At 69.6% G+C, this 6,158-nt stretch carries 3 protein-coding genes; 1 reads left to right on the forward strand and 2 read right to left on the reverse strand.

Features of this window, described 5'->3' with window-relative positions; genetic code table 11:
• Positions 1-2,241 (reverse strand): prolyl oligopeptidase family serine peptidase (locus tag AB4Y86_RS09575; RefSeq protein WP_441402010.1); only part of this gene is annotated, 2,241 nt, incomplete at its 3' end.
• 94 nt (positions 2,242-2,335) lie between these two features.
• On the opposite strand from AB4Y86_RS09575, the gene AB4Y86_RS09580 reads away from it, so the two are divergent.
• On the forward strand, positions 2,336-4,309 hold the full coding sequence (locus tag AB4Y86_RS09580) for an FAD/NAD(P)-binding protein (RefSeq protein ID WP_441402011.1): 1,974 nt from the start codon (positions 2,336-2,338) through the stop codon (positions 4,307-4,309).
• Positions 4,310-4,852: 543 nt separating this feature from the next.
• On the opposite strand, the gene AB4Y86_RS09585 is transcribed toward AB4Y86_RS09580, so the two are convergent.
• Positions 4,853-6,158, reverse strand: a 1,306-nt coding sequence (locus AB4Y86_RS09585; protein WP_441402012.1) for a bifunctional metallophosphatase/5'-nucleotidase, incomplete at its 5' end; no start/stop codon positions are given.

The following is a 6,158-nucleotide window of genomic DNA, read 5'->3' on the forward strand; positions in this document are numbered from 1 at the left end:
CAGGAAATGCTGGCTGCGGCTCTGCAGCGCCGCGGCCTGGCGGTTGTCCGAGGCTCCCGCGTGGCCGCCCTCGAGGGCCTCGTGGAACCACACGTTGGGGATGCCCATGGCCTGCATCCGGGCCGCCATCTTGCGGGCCTGCACAGGACCCACCCGGTCATCCGACGTCGCGGTCCAGATGAAGGTCTCCGGATACTCCACCCCGTCGTGGAGCAGGTGGTAGGGCGAGAAGGTCCGCATGAATTCCCACTGCTCGGGCACCTCCGGGTCGCCATACTCGGCAATCCAGGAATACCCGGCGGACAGCTTCGTGTACCGGCGCATGTCCAGCAGCGGCACCCCGCAAGACACAGCGCCGAACAGTTCCGGGTACCTGGTGAGCATGTTGCCCACCAGGAGGCCGCCATTGGAGCCGCCCACGCAGCCCAGCCGCTGGGGGGACGTGACGCCGCGGGAGATCAGGTCCTGCGCGACGGCTGCGAAGTCCTCGTAGGCGCGGTGCCGCTGGTCCTGCAGTGCGGCGCGGTGCCAGGACGGACCGTACTCGCCGCCGCCGCGGATGTTCGCGACGACATACACACCGCCCCGGCTGTGCGGCGCCCCGCCCTCCGCCCCGGCTGATTCCTCCGTGCGACGTTCCAACCAGGCCCGGCCGACGGCACCGCTGTAGGCAGGGGTACGGGATATCTCGAAGCCGCCGTAGCCGGAGAGCTGCGTGGGATTCTGCCCGTCGAGCACCAGATCCTTGGCGGCGATCTGGAAGTAGGGCACCCGGGTGCCGTCCTTCGAGACTGCGAAGTGCTGCTGCACCTCGTAGGCGTCCTCGTCGAAGAACGACGGCGCGGTCCGGATCACCTCGTGCGTGCTGACGACGCCGGCCACGCCTGCGCGCGTCAGCGAACCGCGGGTCAGGGTGGTCGGCGTCGCGAACCCCGTGGCCACCAGCCAGAAGTCATTCCCGGCAGCATTGTCGGCACCGTCGCCGGCTCCGTCCTCGCGCCCGTCCTCGCGCCCGTCCTCGCGCCCGTCCTCGTCGCTGACGCTGTAGGCGTTGACGTCGTGCAGCGGCGGGCAGGCGTCCAGCGCGCTGGAGGCCCAGGCGACATCGGTGCCGGGCCGCTGCGGGTCCAGCACCCGGATTTCGGAGGACACATCCCGCAGCAGGTTCAGCAGCAGGAAGTCCCTGGTCCAGCTCCAGGACTGCAGGGACGTGTGCGCGTCCGGGGTGAACAGCACGGACACCTCCCGGCTGCCGGCCAGGAAGTCCTCGAAGCCCGCCGCCAGTAGGGACCCGGCCGGGTAGCTTGTTCCGTTGACGTCCCACTCGCGTTGCGGGCGGAAGAGCAGCCATTCCCGGTGCGAACTCAGGTTCACGTCCGCCGGCACGTCGATTTCGAGCCACTCGCCGTCGCGTAGCACCGAGGTGCGCTTTTCGAAGAAGCTGATCCAGTCCACGCCGAAAGTGCGTTCGAATCCGGGGGTGGAGTCATGTGCCAGGAGAGCCATCATGTGGTCTTCCGGGATTTCGAAGAGCCGCTCGGCCGCCGCCAGCTGCTGGCCGCGGCGCAGGACCACACCGGTCCGGGCGTACGAGGAGCTGGTGCGCGGCAGTCCCGCGGCGGTGCTTGCCACCAGCAGGGTGTCGGCGTCCAGCCACGATACGTTGCCCTTGCCGGTCGGAAGGTCGAAGCCGCCCTGCGCCGGGTCGACAAAGCTGCGGGCCTCGACGTCGAACTCGCGGTRGCGGTTGGCGTCGCCGCCGTCGGGGGAGAGCGCCAGCAGAGCGAGCCGGTGCGGCTGCCCGGCGGCGGGGCGGAGGAAGCTGGCACCGTGGAAGACCCATTCCTCGCCTTCTGCCGCGGCAAGGGCATCGATGTCGAGCAGGATCTCCCACTCGGGCGACCCGGCCCGGTAGCCCTCCCAGTCCGTGCGCCGCCAGAGGCCCTTGGGGTTCTCGCGGTCCTTCCAGAAGTTGTAGTACCAGTCGCCGTGCTTGCCCACCATGGCGATCCGGTCGGTGGAATCCAGGACCTCAAGGATGCGGCCCTCGAGTTCGGCGTATTCCGCGTCCTCCAGCAGCTCCTCGGTGCGGGCGTTCTGTTCCCGGACCCAGGCCAGTTGCTCCTCGCCGTAGATGTCCTCCAGCCAGATATTCTCGTCGACGGGTTCGGGGGCGGTACCGGAGTTCGCTCCGGAAGGGCCGCCGGACGCGGGTGGTTGCTCAGCTGCAGTGGTGGTCATCGGCCCATCCAAGCAACTGCAATGCCGGGCAGGCAAGTCAAGCCTCCGGGCCGGCAGTCAGGAYGCCGGCCCGGTTGCGGATACGCTGGTTGCCGTGGTCATATCGCGAGGCATCCGGACGGCGCTGATTGGCGCCGGTCCCAGGGGTACCAGCGTGCTGGAGCGGCTGCTCGCCAATTGGGCTCCCGGCACTTCCGGAGCCAGCTTGCACATCGACGTGATCGACCCTTACCCCGCTGGGCCGGGCCATGTCTGGCAACCTGCGCAGTCGCGGCTCTACCTGATGAACACGCAGTCCTTCTATCCCACCGTGGTCCCCGAGGATCCGGAGCTGGCGACGCCCCTGGCCGGGGGCACCTTCGACCGGTGGCGGGAACTGCAGCGGCGGGACCCGCACCCCGCGCTGTCCGCCGAGGAACGCACCGAGCTGGCCGGGCTGGAGTCCGCCGATTTCCCCAGCCGCGCGCTCTACGGCCGCTACCTGCGGGCCACCCTCGAGGAATTGCTGGAGAAACTGCCCGACGGCGTCACCGTGGAGTTCCACCCGACGACGGCGACGGCGGTCCGGCCGGGCGCCGCGCCGGCGGACGCCGTACCGGAGAACGCCGGGTTCGACGTCGCGCTCGCCGACGGCGCCGTGCTCAGCGTCGGGTCCGTGGTACTGGCACTCGGCCACCTTGAGTCCCGGCTCAATCCCGAACAGCGCGACCTGCAGTCCGCCGCCCAGGAACTTGGACTGACCTACTTACCGCCCGCCGCCCCGGCTGACGTCGACTGGTCGCGGATCCCCGCCGTCCGGCCGGTACTGGTGCGCGGCATGGGCCTGAACTTCTTCGATGCGATGGGCCAGCTGACCGAGGGCCGCGGCGGCAAGTTCCTGCCCGACCCGGACGGCGCTGGCCTGACGTACCTGCCGTCCGGGCGGGAGCCGCTCCTCATCGCCGCCTCCCGTCGAGGCACCCCGTACCGGGCGAAAGCGACACTGGCCGGCTACTACCCGGCGGCGGTGCAGCTGAGGTACTGCACGGAGGAGGCGCTCGCCAAATTCGCTGCGGCCGGAATCGTGCCGAGTTTCGACCACGACCTCTGGCCGCTGCTGCACCGGGACGCTGTGTGGGCCTACTACTCCACCCTGGCGCGCTCGCGGCCGGACGCGGTCGGCGCCGACCCGGCCGGCTTCCTCGACGCCCTGGCGGAAGCGCTGCGGCCGCATGCCCACTCCACGGTGAAGTGGGAAGATGCTGCACGGGCGGTGATCGACGCGTCGGTCCGCCCGGGCCATCGGTTGGACCTGCTGGGCCTCGCAGCGCCGCTGGCCGGCCGCAGCTTCGCCGCCCGAGCAGAGCTGGACGCCGCCGTCGTCGAGTATCTGCTGGATGACGCGCGGCGCTCGGCCCTCGGCGAGGAGGACCCGGTGAAAATGGCGATCGGCGCGCTGCACCACGGCCGGGCGGTGCTCAAGACGGCGGTGGCGGACGGCGGCATCACCGATGAATCCTGGGTCGCGGGACTCCGGGGCTGGTTCGAATCGTTCGTGGAAGGGCTCGCGAGCGGGCCGCCGGCGCTCCGGGCCGAGCAGCTTGCGGCGCTGGCCCGGGCCGGGGTGGTCAGCTTCGTGGGCCCCGACCCCAAGTTCGGCGTCGACCGGAAGGCCAAGGTATTCACGGCCGCCTCGCCGTGGGTTCCCGGCCGGGACGGAGCCGACCGGGTCGAGGCGACCGTGCTGATCGAGGCGCTGGCACCGGCCAACCGGGTGGCCATCAATGCGTCCCCGTTGCTGGAACAGCTGCTGGCGGACGGCCTGGTGCGCCCTCGGCTCATGATGAGCGCGGAAGGCACGCCGGTGCAGAGCTCCGGCCTGGACGTTGTGCCGCACCCCTACCGGCCGGTGGGCGCGAACGGGGCGGTCACAGAGGGCGTCTACGTGCTGGGCCTGCAGCTCTCCGCCGCGCAATGGGGCACCGCGATCGCGGCCGAGGCCCGGCCGCAGCAGGGGCCGGTCTACCGCAGCGGCCAGCGCACCCTGCGCGACGCCGACGAGATCGCCAGGGCCATCCTCGGCCGGTAGGCGCCAGACCGGCAGCGACGGGCCCGCGAATAGCCTCGCGAACAACGAGCATGCCCTTCCTTGGCCGTCAACAAAAGTGAGCACGTCCTCCTGGGCTTGCAACCAAAAATGAGCATGCCCTCCGTCCGGGCCGGGCGGTGGACTTATGGGCTATGTGTCCATCGCTGCTGCCCAGGGGAGAGCATGCCCGTTGTCCTGGCCGCTAACGAAAAATGAGCATGTTCCTTCCGCGGGCGGGGGAGTGGACACTTGTAGGAAATGTCCATCACTGCGGCTCGGGGCTGGGCATGCCCTCTCTTGGCTGCCAACAAAAGTGCGCCCGTCCTTCCTCGGCCGCAGACAAAGGATGGGCATGCCCTCTCTTGGCTCCGGACAAGAGGTGCGTCCGTCCTTTCTCGGCCACCAAAAAGTGAGCATGTCCTCCCTTGGCCACCAACCAAAAATGAGCATGCCCTCCGTCCGGGCCGGGCGGTGGACATATGGCTCATATGTCCACCGCTGCGGCCCGGGGGAGGGCATGCTCACTGGGTCAGGGCTGGAAGCCTAGCCCTTCAGGCAGTGGCGGTACGCGGCCATCTGGGTGCCGTAGTTGGCCTGGCCCACCAGGTCGGCGGGCCGGTTCGGCTTGACCGGCGCGGTGCACTTCGGCGGGACGGGGACGCTGGCTGCGACCTTGACCTCCGACTTGACCACGGTGCCGGATTCGACGGCGGTGAGCACCAGGGTGCCCGTGCCGGCTGCGGCGCCGGCGGGCACCTTCAGGCTCACTGAGGCCGCACCGGCTGCCACCGGAACGGTACCAAGTGCGGTGACCGTGCCCTTGGCGTCGATGAACTCGGCGCGCAGCGAGGCATTGGCCGGGCTGCCCAGCGAGGTGAGATCCAGCTTGGAAACCGCCAGGATGATGGCGTCTCCACTCTTGACCTCGGCCGCGGTGGTGTTGGCCACGGCCACCGAGCGGCGGCCGAAGTCCGGCGAAACGGGGTTGTGCATCTGCAGGTACTTGATCCACGCGTCACGGTCCACCAGCCCGGAATCCTTGGTTCCCGTGCCGGAGGTGAAGATCCGAAAGTTGTCGCCGCCCGTGGCCAGGAAGCTGAACGTGCCGATCCGGTAGGACTTCGCCGGGTCGATCAGCGCACCGTTGACCCGGATCGCGGTGATCCGGTCACCCGCGGGGCGGGCAGCGTCGTAGGTGTAGTTGACGTTCTTGGACAGGCCCAGCTGCTGGTAGGCGCGGCTGGGGACCGTGCCGTCCGGGTTGGTCTGCCACTGTTGTTCCAGCAACGTCTTGAACTGTGCGCCCGTGAGCGAAGTGGTCCACAGGTTGTTCACGAACGGCAGGACCGCGTTGGCCTCGGCGTAGGTGATCGTGCCGTCCGGGGCGTAGTACAGCTCGTTCCGGAGGCCGCCCGGGTTGACGACGCCGATCTCGGCGCCGCCGAGCTCGGGTGCCTTGAGTGAGTCCACGAGCGAGTCGGCCACGAGGTTGCCCAGCGTGGATTCGTTCGCACGGTCGTCACGCGCGGCGGGGGAGCCGCCGAACGCCGTCGTGATATCCGCGGTGACTTTGCCGACCGGCTGGTTGCCGACCACGGCCGCCTCGGCGGTGGCCTTGTCCACGATGGCCTGGACTGCGGCGACCCGCGGGAACGCGGCGATGAGGCCGGCCGCCGGGTCCGTGGTCCGCTTGACGTTGGCCGCCTTGTAGCCGGTGACGGACATGGTCTTGGTATCGATCGTCAACTGGATCTGGCCGATGAACTCGCCGTAGTTGCCGGTCTGCACGATCGGACGGGTCTTGCCCGTCGGCTGGCCGGCAGAATCCAGCACCGGCGCGTCCCAGGCG

Source organism: Arthrobacter sp. 2YAF22_2 (genome assembly GCF_052114645.1).
Classification (GTDB): Bacteria; Actinomycetota; Actinomycetes; order Actinomycetales; family Micrococcaceae; genus Arthrobacter.